This is a genomic window from Cellulomonas sp. H30R-01 (assembly GCF_010119915.1).
In the GTDB taxonomy this organism is placed as follows: domain Bacteria; phylum Actinomycetota; class Actinomycetes; order Actinomycetales; family Cellulomonadaceae; genus Cellulomonas; species Cellulomonas algicola.
Genome location: NZ_CP048210.1, coordinates 2,316,295 through 2,331,807 on the forward strand (window position 1 = coordinate 2,316,295; position 15,513 = coordinate 2,331,807).

The 15,513-nt window shown below is 74.7% G+C and carries 14 protein-coding genes and 1 riboswitch; of the genes, 1 reads left to right on the forward strand and 13 read right to left on the reverse strand.

Features of this window, described 5'->3' with window-relative positions:
• Positions 1 to 17 precede the first annotated feature (17 nt).
• Positions 18 to 1,970 (forward strand): carbohydrate-binding domain-containing protein, encoded by a 1,953-nt coding sequence (locus GXP71_RS10310; protein WP_202924235.1) that lies wholly within the window; start codon positions 18 to 20, stop codon positions 1,968 to 1,970.
• A 90-nt stretch (positions 1,971 to 2,060) separates the two neighbouring features.
• Here GXP71_RS10310 and GXP71_RS10315 read toward each other — a convergent pair whose 3' ends face one another.
• The 13 genes from GXP71_RS10315 to GXP71_RS10375 all read right to left on the reverse strand — a co-directional run bounded on the left by GXP71_RS10315 (position 2,061) and on the right by GXP71_RS10375 (position 15,483).
• On the reverse strand, positions 2,061 to 2,804 hold the full coding sequence (locus GXP71_RS10315; RefSeq protein WP_162352581.1) for a methionine ABC transporter permease: 744 nt from the start codon (positions 2,802 to 2,804) through the stop codon (positions 2,061 to 2,063).
• Positions 2,801 to 3,823, reverse strand: coding sequence for a methionine ABC transporter ATP-binding protein (locus tag GXP71_RS10320; protein WP_162352582.1), 1,023 nt, complete (start codon positions 3,821 to 3,823; stop codon positions 2,801 to 2,803). Before GXP71_RS10320 ends, GXP71_RS10315 begins: the two co-directional genes overlap by 4 nt.
• An 80-nt stretch (positions 3,824 to 3,903) precedes the next feature.
• A complete protein-coding gene (locus GXP71_RS10325) occupies positions 3,904 to 4,854 on the reverse strand; it encodes a MetQ/NlpA family ABC transporter substrate-binding protein (protein ID WP_162352583.1) in 951 nt (316 codons plus the stop codon).
• Positions 4,855 to 5,039: 185 nt separating this feature from the next.
• Complete coding sequence (locus GXP71_RS10330; protein ID WP_162352584.1) at positions 5,040 to 5,300, reverse strand: hypothetical protein; 261 nt, start codon at positions 5,298 to 5,300, stop codon at positions 5,040 to 5,042.
• Between the two features lie 26 nt (positions 5,301 to 5,326).
• Positions 5,327 to 5,441, reverse strand: a riboswitch (SAM riboswitch).
• A 217-nt stretch (positions 5,442 to 5,658) separates the two neighbouring features.
• On the reverse strand, positions 5,659 to 6,354 hold the full coding sequence (locus GXP71_RS10335; protein WP_162352585.1) for a PadR family transcriptional regulator: 696 nt from the start codon (positions 6,352 to 6,354) through the stop codon (positions 5,659 to 5,661).
• 140 nt (positions 6,355 to 6,494) lie between these two features.
• Positions 6,495 to 7,358: a MerR family transcriptional regulator gene (locus GXP71_RS10340; RefSeq protein ID WP_162352586.1), complete on the reverse strand. Its 864-nt coding sequence runs from the start codon at positions 7,356 to 7,358 to the stop codon at positions 6,495 to 6,497.
• Positions 7,359 to 7,407: 49 nt separating this feature from the next.
• The gene (locus tag GXP71_RS10345; RefSeq protein WP_162352587.1) at positions 7,408 to 7,788 is read right to left on the reverse strand and encodes a VOC family protein; all 381 of its coding nucleotides are present in this window, start codon (positions 7,786 to 7,788) and stop codon (positions 7,408 to 7,410) included.
• A 60-nt stretch (positions 7,789 to 7,848) separates the two neighbouring features.
• Positions 7,849 to 9,291, reverse strand: coding sequence for a low temperature requirement protein A (locus tag GXP71_RS10350; RefSeq protein ID WP_162352588.1), 1,443 nt, complete (start codon positions 9,289 to 9,291; stop codon positions 7,849 to 7,851).
• 108 nt (positions 9,292 to 9,399) lie between these two features.
• On the reverse strand, positions 9,400 to 10,518 hold the full coding sequence (locus GXP71_RS10355) for an LLM class flavin-dependent oxidoreductase (protein ID WP_162352589.1): 1,119 nt from the start codon (positions 10,516 to 10,518) through the stop codon (positions 9,400 to 9,402).
• A gap of 10 nt (positions 10,519 to 10,528) precedes the next feature.
• The gene (locus GXP71_RS10360; protein WP_162352590.1) at positions 10,529 to 11,638 is read right to left on the reverse strand and encodes an LLM class flavin-dependent oxidoreductase; all 1,110 of its coding nucleotides are present in this window, start codon (positions 11,636 to 11,638) and stop codon (positions 10,529 to 10,531) included.
• A gap of 87 nt (positions 11,639 to 11,725) precedes the next feature.
• Entirely contained in the window at positions 11,726 to 13,027 is a 1,302-nt protein-coding gene (locus tag GXP71_RS10365; protein WP_162352591.1) for an LLM class flavin-dependent oxidoreductase, read from the reverse strand.
• 124 nt (positions 13,028 to 13,151) lie between these two features.
• Positions 13,152 to 14,330 carry an FAD-dependent oxidoreductase gene (locus GXP71_RS10370; protein WP_162352592.1) on the reverse strand — a complete coding sequence of 393 codons (1,179 nt, stop codon included), beginning with the start codon at positions 14,328 to 14,330 and terminating at the stop codon, positions 13,152 to 13,154.
• A 136-nt stretch (positions 14,331 to 14,466) separates the two neighbouring features.
• Positions 14,467 to 15,483: an ABC transporter substrate-binding protein gene (locus tag GXP71_RS10375; RefSeq protein WP_162352593.1), complete on the reverse strand. Its 1,017-nt coding sequence runs from the start codon at positions 15,481 to 15,483 to the stop codon at positions 14,467 to 14,469.
• Between the last annotated feature and the right edge of the window lie 30 nt (positions 15,484 to 15,513).

Below are 15,513 nucleotides of genomic sequence, written 5' to 3' on the forward strand. Positions count from 1 at the left end.
CCGATCGGAGCACCACCGTGCGACACCACCGCGGGCGCCTCGTCGCCCCCACCGCCCTGCTCGCCGGCCTCGTGGCCGCGACCCTCGTCGGCTGCTCGGCGGCCGACGCCGCCTCGAGCTCGTCCGGCACCTCGGCCGGCACCGCGACCGCGACGGCCACCGACGCGGACGTGACCGTCGAGAGCACGCTCGCCGACAACACCGCCTGGCACGAGACCACGGCGACCGACGACACGTCGTCCGCGACGACGATCACCCTGGACGGCACGACGGTCACGGTCGACGGCGACGGCGCGACGGTCGACGGATCGACCGTCACCGTGACCGCCGCCGGCACGTACGCCGTCTCCGGCACCCTCACCGACGGGTCGCTCGTCGTGGACAGCCCCGACGACGGGACGGTCGTCCTCGTCCTCGACGGCGCCGACCTCACGAGCTCGACGACGTCCCCGCTCCAGGTCACGGACGCCGGCGACGTGGTCGTCGTGCTCGCCGACGGGTCGACCAACCACCTGGCCGACGCGACGACGTACGTGTACCCGGACGCCGGCACCGACGAGCCGAACGCGGCCCTGTTCAGCACCGCGGACCTCACGATCACGGGCAGCGGGACGCTCGACGTCGAGGGCCGCTCGAACGACGGGATCGCGAGCAAGGACGGCCTCGTGGTCGAGTCCGGGACGATCACGGTCGACGCCGTCGACGACGGGATCCGCGGCAAGGACTACCTCGTCGTGCAGGACGGCACGCTCGACGTGACGGCCGGCGGCGACGCGCTGAAGTCCGACGAGGCCGACGACGCCGCGCTCGGCTACGTCGCGGTCCTCGGCGGCGACCTCACCCTGGTCTCCGGCGACGACGGCGTCACCGCCGCGACCGACGTCGTGCTCGCCGACGGGACGGTGACGCTCACCGCGGGCGGCGGGCACGACGCGACCGTCGCCGACGACGCCTCCCCGAAGGGACTGGTCGGCGACGTGTCCGTCGTCGTCGGCGGCGGCACGCTGCGCGTCGACGCGGCCGACGACGCCGTGCACTCCGACGGTGTCGTCGCGGTCACCGACGGCGACGTCACGCTCGCGACGGGCGACGACGGCATCCACGCCGAGGGCGCGCTGCGCGTCGCGGGCGGCACGCTCGACGTGGCGACGGCGGTCGAAGGGCTGGAGGCGCCGGTCATCACCGTCGCGGGCGGCGACACCTCCCTGACGACGAGCGACGACGGCGTCAACGCGACGGCGGGCTCGACGACGACCGACGCCGCGGACGCGGCCGATGGTGCGGGCACCGCGGCAGGCTCGGGCACGGCGGCGGGCTCCGACCCGGCGGCCGGCTCCGACCCGGCGGCCGACGGCACCGGCACCGACCCGCGCGCGGGCGGCATGCCCGGCGGCGGCGAGTTCTCCGCCCAGGACGGCGTCCTGCTGGAGATCACGGGCGGCACGCTCGTGGTCGACGCCGAGGGCGACGGCCTCGACTCCAACGGCTCGATCACGATGAGCGGCGGGACGGTCGTCGTCGCGGGCCCGACGAGCTCGGGCAACGGCGCGCTCGACTACAACGGCACGTTCGAGATCAGCGGCGGCGAGCTCCTGGCCGTCGGCGCGTCGGGCATGGCGCAGACCCCGTCGGACGGCTCCCCGCAGTCGTTCGTCGGCCTCACGCTCGACGGCACGCAGCAGGCCGGCACGGTCGTGCACGTCGCCGCGGAGGACGGCACGGTCCTCGCGTCCTTCACGGCGCCGAAGTCGTTCTCCTCGGTCGTCTACTCGTCAGCCGACGTCACCGACGGCGCGACGTACACGGCGCTCGTCGGCGGCGCGACGGGCACGCCGGACACGACGGGCCTGTCCCACGACGGCGACGCGTCGTCGGCGACGACGTCCGCCACGGCCACGGCGGGCGAGGCCCAGGCCGGCATGGGCGGCGGCCCCGGAGGCGGCCAGGGCGGACGCCCGTCCCGCCCCTGACACCCCCCTCCCCGCGCGAGATCGACATGGTGGCCGTCCCGAGCTGTCGGACGGCCACCATGTCGGTGTCGACGGAGCGACGGAGCCGGGTCAGCGGCGCAGGATGCGGCGGGAGAGCCGGTTGCCCAGGGACTGGGCCAGCTGGACGAGCACGATGATGACGATCACCGTGATCCACACGACCGCGAAGTTCCACCGCTTGTACCCGTAGTCGAGCGCGAACGCGCCGAGCCCGCCGCCGTCGAGCGTCCCGGCGAGCGCGGACATGTCGACGAGCGCGACGAACACGAACGTGAACCCGAGGATCAGCGGACCGAGCGCCTCGGGGACCAGCAGCGTCAGCACGATCCGCCACCGCGAGGCACCCGTCGCGCGGGCCGCCTCGATGACGCCGGGGTCGATGGCGACGAGGTTCTGCTCGACGATCCGGGACACCCCGAACGTCGCCGCGAACGACAGCGGCACGATCATCGCGGTGCTCCCGAGCCGGGTGCCGATCAGCCCGACGGTCACGGGCGCGATGATCATCAGCAGGATGAGGAACGGGATCGGCCGGAACACGTTGACGACGAGGTTGAGCACGCCGAACACCGGCCGGTTGGACAGCAGCCCGCCCCGACGCGTCGTGTAGAGCGCGATGCCGAGAACGAGCCCGAGGACCCCGCCGATGAGCAGCGTCGCGGACACCATGTAGAGCGTCTCGCCCGCGGCCTCCAGCAGCTTGGGGCCGTGGAAGGCGGGGTCGAAGTCCCCGGCAGCGGGGAGGACCGTCGCGGCGGACGGCGACGCGACGGCCGGCAGCCCGGTCGCGAGGGCCGACGTGAGCGCGGTCATCGGACGGCCTCCTCGACGGGCGCGACGGCGCCCAGCTGCGCGACGAGCGCGTCGACGGCCGCGTCGGGCCCGTCGAGCGCGAGCGTGAGCGACCCGAACGACTGGTCCTGCAGGGTGCCGATGCCGCCGTACACGATCTCGAACGCGACGCCCGACGCCCCGGCCGACGCGAGCACCGACCCGAGCCGCGAGCTGTCGGTCATGGTGACGGTGACGATCCGCCCGGTGTGGGTGCGCTGGAGCCGCTCGAGGACGGTGCCGCGCGGCCGGTCGTGCACGACGGTCGACACGAACCGCTGCGTGACGTCCGCCTGCGGGCGCGTGAACACGTCGAACACGCTCCCCTGCTCGGCGACGCGCCCGTCCTCCAGGACGGCGACGCGGTCGGCGATGGACCGCACGACCTCGAGCTCGTGCGTGATGACGACGATCGTCACGCCGAGCTCGCGGTTGACCTTCTGCAGCAGGTGCAGGACGTCCTGCGTGGTCTGCGGGTCGAGCGCGCTGGTCGACTCGTCGGCGAGCAGGATCTTGGGCTGCGCCGCGAGCGCCCGTGCGATGCCGACGCGCTGCTTCTGCCCGCCGGACAGCTGGTCCGGGTAGGAGTGCGCGCGGTCGAGCAGGCCGACGAAGTCGAGCAGCTCGGCGATGCGCCGGTCGCGGTCGGCCTTGGGCCAGCCGGCGACCTTGAGCGGGAAGGCGACGTTCCCGGCGACGGTGCGCGACGAGAACAGGTTGAACTGCTGGAAGATCATGCCGATGTCGCGGCGCTTGCGCTCGAGCGCGCGCTCGGACAGCGACGCGACGTCGTCGCCGTCGACGACCAGCTGCCCCGACGTGACGCGCTCGAGGCCGTTGATGAGCCGCACGAGCGTGCTCTTGCCGGCGCCGGAGTAGCCGATGACGCCGAAGATCTCGCCCTGCTCGACGGCGAGGTCGACGCCGTCGACGGCGCGGATCGGCCCGTTCGGGCCGTCGAACACCTTGGTGACGTCGCGGAACTCGATGATGGGGGTCACGTGGGGGGACCTTTCACGGAAGGACGACGGCCGCGCGGCCCGGTCCCCGGGGGTGGTGGGGACCGGACCGCGCGGACGGCTCAGCCAGCGGCCTTGAGGTTCTCCTGCGTCTGCGCCAGGACGTCCTGGAGCTTCGCGGCGTCGTAGCCCTCGACGATCGTGGCGGTGCCGCCCGACGACTCGACGACCGACTCGAGCACCTTCGGGTCGTGGTACAGCTCGACGATCTTCTGGTACGTCGGGTTGTCCACGTCGTCCGGGCGGGCGGCGATGATGTTGATGTACGGCTGCGCCCCGGCCGAGCTCGGGTCGTCCGCGAAGACGTAGCTGTCGAGGTCGAAGCCCGCGTCCGTCGCGAAGTTGTTGTTGACGATCACGCCCGCGACGTCGGGGTCGCCGATGAGGCCCGCGGTCTGCGACGCCTCGACAGGGCGCACGACGACGGTCGACGCGTCGGTGTCGACGTCGTCCGGCGTCGGGACCTTCGGCTCGCCGGTGAACTCGATCAGGCCGGCCTCCTCGAGCACGAACAGCGCGCGCGCCTGGTTGGTCGCGTCGTTGGGGATCGCGACCTGCTCGCCCTTCGTGAACTCGGAGACGTCCGTGTGCTTCTGCGAGTACAGCGGCAGCGGGACGATCAGCGTCGAGCCGATGGGCTGCAGGTCGTCGCCGGTGTTGTTGTTGTGGTCGGCCAGATACAGGATGTGCTGGAACGCGTTGAGGTCGATCTCGTCCTCGGTGAGCGCCGGGTTCGGCTGCGTGTACTCGGAGAAGCCGACGATCTCGAGGTCGATGCCCTCCTCCGCGGCGAGGTCCTTGAGGATCTCCCAGTGCGGCTGGCCGACGTCGGTCGTGCCGAGGCGGACGACGGTCGCGCCGTCACCGGCGGCGGAGTCGTCGGCGTCGGGACGCGTGAACGCGAAGACGAGCGCGCCGACGAGCACGACGACGGCGACGACCGCGCCGACGACGAGACCGGTGCGGCGCTTGCCGCCGTTCTTCGCCGGGAGGACGGGGACGTTCTCGGACATGGGGTGTCTCCTTGCGGTGTGCCCGACGGATCCGGGCGGGTCAGGGACAGGCGTCGTGGGACGCCGGCCGCGTGGCCGTGGGCCGGTGCGGCGGTGGGACGAGGACGGCGGGAAGCCGTCGGTCGAGGCGCGCGGCGTCGTGCGCCGGGCGGCTCAGGTGCGGCGGTGGCGGCGCTGTGCCGGTGTCAGACCAGCTGGCCGTGGGTCGCCGGACACGCGGGCATGCGACACATGACGGCCGTGGCGGCGGTCATGGTGCGGGCCTCGCGGGTGTCCATCGATCGACCTCTTCCTCGCGCGCCGGCGACGGTGTGCCGGGCAGTGGCGTCAGTGAAGCGAACCTGCTGGACACGTGTCAAATTCCGACCGGTAACGTCGGGATAAGTCTCGCGGGCGGCGCCGACGGGCCGGGCGACGAGCGCGCGGGCGACGGGCTGCGGGGTCATGCGTCCTCCTCGGGCGCCAGGGCGCCGGTCGACTTGTGGGCGCCGCCGTGACGCACCACCGGTTCTCGCCCCGGGGCACCCCGCTCGATCAGGAGGGTTGCCGTGCAGCCAGCCGGGTACTTGACGCTGCAGCTCGTGAACCAGGGCCCAGGATAGTCGACGGGCCGCTTCGTCTCGACGAGACGCTGGTCACGGCGGTCGGCACCAGCGCCGTCTCGGACCTCTGCGACACCTCCAGGCTGAGCAGAACCGCAGACAGGTCCGCGTGCGCCGCAGCGCCCGGACGCGCTGAGGCCCCCGACGCGGCGTGCGCGTCGGGGGCCTCGTGAGCACACGGGCCTGAGGCCGGGCGCCCGGGTCAGGCGTCGGCGGACGGCTCGTCCGTGGACGGTGCCGCACCCTCCCCCGCGAGCAGCAGGTAGAGGTCACGACGGGCTCGGTCGAGCACGGCGACCGCGGCGGTCGCCTGCTCGGGCGTGCCGGTGCGCGCCACCTGGACGGCGGCCGCGGACAGCGCCTCGACCGCGGGCCGCAGCGCCTTGCCCGGGTGGACGGGCCGCTCGGCCGCGTCGAGCCACGGGGTGCCGAGCGCCTCGCGGTTCTGCTCGACGTAGCCCGCGCCCGCCTCGGTCAGCCGGGCCAGGCGTCGCCCGCCCTCGGCGGACAGCGTGACGAGACCCTCGTCCTCGAGCATCGCGAGCGCCGGGTAGACGGCGCCCGGGCTCGGCCGCCAGCGACCCTCGGACCGCTCGCCGATCTCCTGGATGAGCTGGTAGCCGTGCATGGGCTGCTCGGTGAGCAGCAGGAGGACGGCCGCGCGGATGTCGCCGCGACCGGCCCGCCCGCCGCGGCGTCCGCCGTGGCGCGGGTGGGGGCCGCCGTGGTGGCCGCCGAAGCCGCGGCCGCCGCGCGGTCCGGGACCGCCGGGGCCGAAGCCGGGACCGAAGCCCGGGCCGAACCCGGGACCGAACGGCGGGCCGGACGGGCGCCCGCCCGCGTCCTCCTCGAACGCGTCGGGGCCGGCGGGGTGGTGGTGGAAGTGGTGGTGTCGCATGGACGAGCTCCTCGGGATCGTGGGGGCCGGCGGGGATGCGGGGCACGGCTCGACCGGGTGTCCCGGGAGGGGTGCAGCGCGATGCCGACGTCGTGAACGATATATCGTTGATACATCGTTCGCAAGACCCGGCGCGACGATCAGGTCCCACCGAGTGGCGACCAGAACGACCAGGGCTCCCCCTCCGGCCCGATCGCCCCGTACTCGCGCACCCCGTACGGCTGGTCCGTCGGCGGGTACGTCACCGTGCCGCCGCGTGCGACGACCGCCGCGTGGTGGGCGTCCACGTCCCGCACCGTCACGACGAGCATCCCGGTCGCGGCACCGAGCGTCGCGGGCGACACCAGCCGCCACTCCGGCGCCACGCGGTGCAGCATGACGATCCCGTCGGCCGTCCGGACCTCGCCGTGCACGACCGTGCCCGCGTCGTCGCGGTGCACCGGCCCCGGCTCGAGCCCGAAGACCTCGACGAGGTGCCGGTGCGCGGCCTCCAGGTCGGCGTACACGAGGACCGCGACGCGCCGCAGCGGCTCGGTCGACGCGACCGCGGTGTCCTCCAGGAGGGCCAGCAGCCGGCGGCACACGTCCACGTCGCCCGCGACGTCGTCGCCCCGTGCCGCCCCGTCGGCGGCGACGTCGGGACGTGTCGCCGCGAGCCGGTGCAGCAGCCGCTCCATGCGCAGCACCTGGTCCTCCAGCTCGACGAGGTGCGTGCGCAGCGCCCCGTCGAGCGTCCACCCCGGGTCGTCGAGCGCCGCCGCGATGTCGTCGAGCGACACCCCGAACCGCCGCAGCACGCTGATCCGGTACAGCCGCTCGAGGTGCGCCCGCCGGTAGACGCGGTGACCGGCGGCCGTCCGGTCGGGCCGCAGCAGCCCCACGTCGTCGTAGTGGTGCAGCGTGCGGACGGTCAGCCCTGTGAGCGCGGCCAGGTCGCCCACGCGCCAGCCCGCGCCGCCGGTCCCCTCGCCCGGCGCGACGCCGTCGTCCGCCTGCTCGCTCACCCCGCCCGCCTCACGCTCGTCGGGACCCGTCGGCCCGTGTCGCCGCGGTTCAGAGCGGCGAGTGGATCGCCCAGCGGTGACCGAACGGGTCCACGAGCCAGCCGCGCCGCTCGTCGCCCTGGTCCGCGGGCTCGCGGTCGACCGTCGCCCCCGCCGCCACCGCGCGCGCGTACACCGCGTCCACGTCGTCGACCTCCAGCACGACGGCCGCCGTCGCGTGCCCGAGCGTGGCCGGGGCGTAGGCGCCGTAGTCGTGGTACTCGTCGGAGAGGTAGAAGGGCAGGCCGTCGATCGCGAGCGCCGCGAACCCCACGCGCCCGTCGTCCTCCGTGTACCGCTCGCCGCTCTCCGTCGCGCCGAACGCGGTCGCGTAGAAGTCGATCGCCGTCGCGGCGTCGTGCACGGTCAGGTAGGGCACCAGCTGGGTCATCGCATCCTCCCGGGCGGACGTGCCGCGGGCACCGGCGCCCGCACCGCCGACGCTAGGCCCTCACGTCACGTGAGGTGCAAGGGCCCGCTGCCGCTCGTCCCGGCGCCGCAGGACGCCGAGCAGCGCGGGCATGAGGACGACGCCCCCGGCGAGGAGCCACACGAGCCGGACGGCCGGCGGGGCGACGTGCACCCCGGCGAGCGTGACGACGACGAGCGCGGGCGCGCCGATCGCGACCGCCCGCTGCGCGCTCGCCCGCCGCTGGTCAGGGCCGGCGCCGGCCCGGCCGTCCCGCACGGCAAGGGCCACGTGGATGCTCGCCGCGACGAGCGCGTACGTCGCGTAGGCGCCGACGGCGAACCAGCGGTCGCGGTCGGGCACGAGGGCGTGCGGCTCGGCGACGAACGGCGCGAGCGTCGCGGCGACCGCGGCGAGCGCGCACGTCGAGACGAGGTGCGCCGCCCACGCGAGCCGCGGCTCGAGCGACCCCGGTGGCAGGAGCGCGACGCCCGCCGACCCCCACCGCACGGCCACGGCCCACAGGCCGACGAGCAGCGCGAACGCGCCCAGGCCCGCGACGGCGAGCGTCCGGCCCCACTCCGCCTCGCTCGCGCCGTCGATCACCTGGATCAAGGACTCGCCGAGCACGATGAGGACGAACAGGCTCATGCGCTCGCCGAGGTGCGGCACGTCGGCGCCGAGCACCTGGAGCGTCGTCGGCACCTCACGGCGGCCGGGCCCGCGCTCGCCGTCGCGGCCGACGCGTGGACCACCGGGGCGCGGCGCGTCGGGGCGGGCTCCACGCGCGCGTCGCGCGCCCGCGGCACGGTCGCCCGACGGGTGGCCGCGGCGGTCGTGGCGCTCGTCGCGCCTCCGCTGCCACGCCGCGATCGCGCGGTCGAGGCGTGCCTGCGCCGACGCGAGCACCCGCGACCGTGTGCTCGCGAGCAGCACACCGAGGTCCAGCGCGAGCCCGACGGCCCACAGCGCGTAGACGGCGGGGCCCTCGACCCACCACGACACGACCCACGGCAGCACGCCGGCACCGGTCTGGACGAGCGGGAGGTCGACGACGACCGACGCCCGGCGCCACGGCCGGGACGCGACGACGCGCCCGACGACGTACGCGACCGCGAACGCGCGCTGGTGCTCGCCCTCGATCCCGGGGACGGCTGCGGTCATGACGCCGAGCGCGAGCATCCCCGCGAGCATCGTGACCGTGCGCGTGGTCTCCCCGGCGATGTCCGCGTAGGTCGTGAAGCACGCCCACACCAGCCAGAACGCCGCGAACGCGAGCACGTAGACGCCGAGGCCGACGCCGGTGCGCTCGTGCGCGAGCAGGTGCGCGAGCGCGCCGATGCCCGCGACGGCGACCAGGTCGAAGAACAGCTCGAGCCACGACGCGTGGCGCTCGACCGCGACGCCGTCGGCGACGGGCGTCGCGCCGCCGGGACCGTCGGCCGGCTCGGTGCTCCCGAGATCTCGGTGACCAGCAGGTGTCATGTCGGCATGCTCCCGCGCCGGGCGCCGTCGCGTCAGCCCGTGCCCGCACGGGGATCGGCGGCCGTCCCGTCGGGTCCCCCGACGGCGACGGGACGGCCGGTCCGGACGTCAGGCGGGCTGGGGCACCGACGACGTGGCGGTGAACCCGGCGGCGCGACGCTCGTCGGCCGCCGACCACAGCGTCGTGCCGACCTCCGCCTGCACGAGCGGCACGACCTCCTCCGCGAACCGGCGCAGCACGTCCTCCTGACGGGACGGCTCGAGCAGGTGGTTCACGGAGACCGACTGCAGGTCGTGCCCGTAGGAGCGGTGGTAGTCGAGGATCTTCTCGGCGACGCGCTCGGGCGACCCGACGAGCGCGGGTCCGCGCTCGACGGCCTCCTCGATCGTGCGGAAGCTCGTCACCTTCCCGACGGCCGCGGGGTCGTGGCGGCGTGCGCCCTGCGCGCGGACGAGCCCCTCGTACAGCGGCCGGTACTGCTCGACGGCCTCCTCGGTGGTGTCGGCGAGGAACAGCCCGCCGGACCCCGAGCCGACGTACGCGTACCGCGGGTGGTGCCCGTGCGCGGCGTACTGCTCGCGGTAGTGGTCGATGAGCACCTGGTAGCTCTCGCGCGGCTGCAGCGCGTTCGCGGAGACGATCGGGTCACCCCACCGGGCGGCGAGCTCGACGGCGAACCGCGACGTGGCCGAGCCGTGCCAGATGCGGAACGGCCCGGAGAACGGCCGCGGGAGCGTCGTGGCGTGCTCGAGCGACGGGCGGTGCCGCCCGACCCACGAGACGTCCTCGCCGGACAGCAGCAGCCGGAGCAGCTCGTAGTTCTCCTCGAGGTACTCGTACTGCCGCGCGATGTCGAGGCCGAGCAGCGGGTACTGCAGCACCTCGTTGCCCTTGCCGATGACGATCTCCAGCCGGCCGCGGCTCAGCTGGTCCACGGTCGCGAGGTCCTCGGCGACGCGCACCGGGTCGAGCAGCGACAGCACGGTGACGCCCGTCGACAGCAGGATGCGGGAGGTGCGGGCGGCGACGGCCCCGAGGATGACGGTCGGCGCGGACGACAGGACGTCGCCCGCGTGCCGCTCCCCCACGGCGAACGAGTCGAACCCCAGGTCCTCCGCGAGGACCGCGTGGTCGATCACGCGCTGCAGCCGGTCGGCCGGTGGGACGGCCTCGCCCGTGACAGGGTGCGGCGGGTTGAAGACGATGTCGAGCAGCTGGAAGCGCATCGCCGGTCCCTCAGGCGGCCTTCGCCGCGGCGGCGTCGCGCTCGGCGACCCCCTCGCGGACGAGCGGGATGACGTAGCGGCCGAAGTCGGCGGCGTCGTGGAGCAGGTCGTAGCCGCGCGCGGAGATCACGCGCACGCCCAGGTCGTAGTACGCGAGCAGCGCCTGCGCCACGGTCTCGGGCGTGCCGACGAGCGCGTTGGAGTTCCCGGCTCCCCCGGTCGCCTTGGCGGTCGCGGTCCACAGCGCGGTGTCGAACCGCTCACCCTGAGCGGCGATCTCGAGGAGGCGCTGCGACCCGGCGTTCTGCGGGGCGTCGATCGCGTGTCGGCGGCTGAGCGTGCCGCCGAGCGCCGCCTTGCGCGCCTCGATGCGGTCGAGGATCGCGTGCGCCTTCTCCCAGGCGAGCTCCTCCGTCGGCGCGATGATCGGCCGGAACGCGGCGTGGATGCGTGGCGGCGTGCTGCGCCCCGCGGCAGCGGCCTCGCGGTGGATGCGCGCGATCTGCTCGGCGGTGCGGTCGAGCGGCTCGCCCCACACCGCGAAGATGTCGGCCTCCGCCGCGCCGACCCGGTACGCGGCGTCCGAGGAGCCGCCGAACGAGACCGTGGGCGTGCGCCCCTCGTACGGCGTGACGTCGAGCACGAAGTCACGGAACTCGTAGAACTCGCCGGTGTGGTCGAACGCCTCGCGGCTGGCCCACGCCTTCTTGACGATCTGGATGTACTCCCGGGTGCGCGCGTACCGCTCGTCCTTGGTGAGCGTGTCGCCCTCGCGCTGCTGCTCGTGGTCGTTGCCGCCCGTGATGAAGTGCACCGACAGCCGCCCCTCGGACAGCTGGTCGAGCGTCGCGAACGACTTCGCGGCGAACGTCGGGTACGACACGTTGGGCCGGTGCGCGAGCAGCAGCTCGATCGTCTCGGTGCGCGCGGCGGCGTGCGCGAGCAGCGCCGAGGGCTCCGGCCCCGACGAGCCGTACGCGAACAGCACGCGGGTCCAGCCGTACTCCTCGTGCGTGCGGACGATCCGCTCGAGGTACTGCCGGTCGAACGGGGCGGTGGTGCGCTCGGACGTCTCGGAGGCGTCGCTCGTGGTGGCGATGCCGAGGAACTCGACGGGCACGGGTCTCTCCTGCTCTCGGGTGGGGCGCGGTGGGTCGGGTCAGGTCGTCGGTGGGCCCGGGGGCGGGCGGCTCGGGCGGACGGGCGGTCAGACGGTCGCGGCGACGGGCTCACGGTCGTCGAGGGCGGCCGGCGTGCTCGCGTTCCACGCCTGTGCGATCAGCTCGAACGACCGCACGCGCGCTGCCGGGTCGTGCACCTCGGTCGTCAGCAGCAGCTCGTCGGCGCCGGTCGCCCGCTGGAGCGCCTCGAGCCGCTCGACGACGGTCGCGGCGCTGCCGACGAAGCGCGTGCTCACGCGGTCGAGCAGCAGCGCCCGCTCCCGCTCGGGGCGGGCCTCCCACGGCGTGCCGGTACCGGGACGCGGGTAGACGGCCGCGCCGCCACCACCGCGGATCGACAGCACCCAGTCGGCGAACCCGTCGGCGAGCTCCGCCGCGCGCTCGTCGGTCTCCGAGGCGAGCACGTCGGCGGACACCACGACGTAGGGCGCGTCGAGCACGCCCGACCGGAACGCCGCGCGGTACTGCTCGACGGTCTCGAGCACGGTCGCCGGGCTGACGTGGTAGTTCGCCGCGAGCGGCAGGCCGAGCTCCCCCGCGACGCGCGCGCTCTCGCCGCCGCTCGACGCGAGCACCCACAGGTCGAGGTCGGCGCCCTGCACGGGCGGGCTCACGTAGGGGCGCCCGTCCGCGTCGCGGAACGTCCCCGCGCGCAGCCCGAGCACGACCTCGAGCTCCTCGCGGAAGACGCCCGACGTACGGCTGGCCCCGATCACGCGGGTCTGCGCCAGGAAGCGCTCGCGCAGCGCGGAGTCACCACGGTCGAGCGGCGGCGTCGCCGGGACGTGCAGCCCGTCGACGTCACGCGCGGGCTGCGGCTCGCGGCGCGGCGGCGCGGCCGCCGCGACCGTGGCGACCGGCGCGTCCCCGGCGATCGAGTCCTCCGCGGCGACCGAGTCGTCCGCGGCCACGGCCGCGGACGCGACGACGGCATCGGACGCGGTGGCACCGCCCGGCGTCGGCGGAGGCGTGAAGGCGCGGCCGAGGCCGAGGTCGACGCGCCCCGGGTGCAGCGCCGCGACCGCGCCGAACTGCTCGGCGGCGATGAGCGGGCTCGTCGTGCTGAGCAGCACCGCACCCGACCCGACCTTGATGCGCTGCGTCCGCTCCGCCGTCAGGGCCGCGAGCACCGCGGGCGACGCCGACGCGACGCCGGGCGCGAGGTGGTGCTCGGCGAACCAGAACCGGCGGTAGCCGAGCGCGTCCGCCTGCACGGCGAGGTCGAGGCTCGCGCGGATGGCGTCATGCCCGGTCGCGCCGTCGGCGACGACGGCGAGGTCGAGGATCGAGAGCGGGACGCGGCGGGCGGTGGTGGTGGTGGGGCTCATGGTGGTCCTGTCGTCGTGGTGCTGCGGAGGCCGTGGGACGCGGCGCGCTCCGGCGCGTCGGTGCGGAGGGACGTGCGGGCGGTGTCGCGACGTGCGGCCGGGCTCGGGTGTCGGGGACGGGTGGTCAGGTCAGGGCGGGCCGGGCGGTCCGGTGCAGTGCGAACCGCGCGGCCGCGGCACGCGTCGGCCCGTCGGGGTCCTCGGTCGAGAGGTCGGCGAGGACGCGCCCGACGGCGGGCGCGAACTTGAACCCGTGCCCGGAGAACCCGGCGGCGACGACCACGCGGCCTCGCCGGTCGAGCACGAAGTCGTGGTCGGGCGTCGTGGTGTAGGTGCAGGACACGGGCTCGAAGGAGTCGGGGTCGGCGCCCGGCACCCACGTCCGGACGTAGTCCCGCAGCCGCGCGAGCTGCCCGGGCTCGGGCTCGTAGGTCCGCCGGTCGGGGTCGGTCACGGGCCCGACGCCGTGGAAGCCGATCTTGAGGCCCTCGACGGGGTCGACCAGCCCGTACGTGCCGCTCGGCCAGCCGTCGGGGTCGAGCGGCTGGTGCGTGAACACCGGCCACGACTCGGGGGTCGGCGCGGCGGTGCGCAGCGCGAAGTGCGCGGGCTGCTCCTGCGTGACGACGAGGGACGGCATCCCGTCGGCGACGGCGGCCGCGTCGACGAGGCCGGCACCCGCGCCCGCCAGCAGACGGTGCGTCCAGGCACCGACGGCCACGACGACGCTGCGCGCGACGATCTCGTCGGTCGCGGTCCGGACGAGGACGCCGCCGGGGACGTCGACGAGACCGGTCACCTGCGTGTCGTGCCGCACGACCGCGCCGTGGGCCGCGGCCGCCGCCTGCAGCGCCGCGACCGCACGGTCGGCGTGCAGCCGTCCGGCGGTGCGGCTCTCGTGCAGCACGCGCGTCTCGAACCGCAGGCCGGGCCACCGCTCGGCGGCCTCGTCGGGTTCGACCCAGCGCGCGGTGACGCCACGCGCGCGCAGCGCCTCGGCGATCTCGTCGGCCGCGGGACCGCCGTGGCTGATCCCGTCGGCGTGCTTGAGCACGGGTGCGACGCCGGCCTCGGCCGCGGCGGCGGACCACAGCGGCAGCGCCTCCTGCGCGAGGTCGAGGTAGTCGGCCTGGGAGTACGTCGTGCGGTAGATCCGGCCGCTGCCGTGCGACGCGCCGTGCGCGTGCCCGGGGCCGAACCGCTCCAGCAGCACGACGTCCCGCCCGCGCCGGGCGAGCTGCCAGGCCGCCGCGGCGCCCATGACGCCGCCGCCGACGACCACGTGGTCCACGGCTGCACTCATCGCTGTCTCCTTCGGTCGCACGGGGGATGCGACGGGTGGGGGGACGGGGCCGGTCGGGCATCGCACCCGACCGGCCCCGCGACCGGTCACCGTCCCCCAGGGACCGGTCGGGTCGAGGAGGTCCTGACGCGGACGCTCACTCGGTCTTGGGCAGCCCGGGCGGGTTCTCCTCGGACTTCTCGATCGCCTCGTCCTGCAGGCCCCAGCGCTCGAGGACCTTCGCGTAGGAGCCGTCCTCGATCGCGTGGTTGAGCGCCGCGGTGAACGCGGCCGACAGGCCGTTGCCCTTGAGGGTCGCGGCGGCGATCTGCGCGGTGTTCGGCCAGCCGCCGTTGAGCGTGCCGACGACCTTGAACTCGTCGGGCGAGACCCGCACCTTGTACGCGGCGGTCGCGTTGGGGCCGAACGAGACGTCGATGCGGCCGGACTGCAGCGCGAGGATCGTGTCGCCGTCGTTCTCGAAGTACTCGACCTTCACGGGGTCGAGACCGGCGGCCTTGTTCTCCTCGTCCCAGGCCAGCAGGATCTTCTCCTGGTTGGTGCCGGAGCCGACGGCCACCGTCAGGCCCGCGATGTCGGCGGGCTCGGTGATCGACTCGAGGTCGGAGTCCGCGCGGGTCAGCCAGCCGAGCTGGTCGACGCGGTACGACGCGAAGTCGTAGAGCTCCTTGCGCTCCTCGGTCACCGTGATGTTCGAGATCGACGCGTCGACGTCGCCGGACTGCAGCGCGAGCGGCCAGTCGGCCCACGCCTTGACCTCCCACTCGACCTTCTTGCCGAGCGCGTCGCCGATGAGCTGGGCGATGTCGGTCTCGTTCCCGATGGGCGTCTTCTCGTCGTCCGCGAGGAACGCGAGCGGCGCGACGTACGCGGACACGGACACCTTGAGCGTGTCGACGTCCTTGTACGCGTCGGGCAGGAGCGCGATCGCCTCCTCCGACTCGGTCGTGTGGATGCGGTCCTGGTCGGCGGTCGTGTTGACCTCGAGCCCGGCCTTCTCCGCGGCCTCGGCGAGGTCGCTGCCACCGGCCGGCTCCTCCGCGTCCGCGCTCGACGAGCAGGCGGCGAGCGTGGCGAGCAGCGGGAGGGCGACGGCTGCGGCGAGGAGCCGCGTGCGTCCGGGGGCTCGGCGTGCGCCGATCGTGCGGGTCATGGGTGGTGCCTCTCGTGTGGTCCCTCGGGG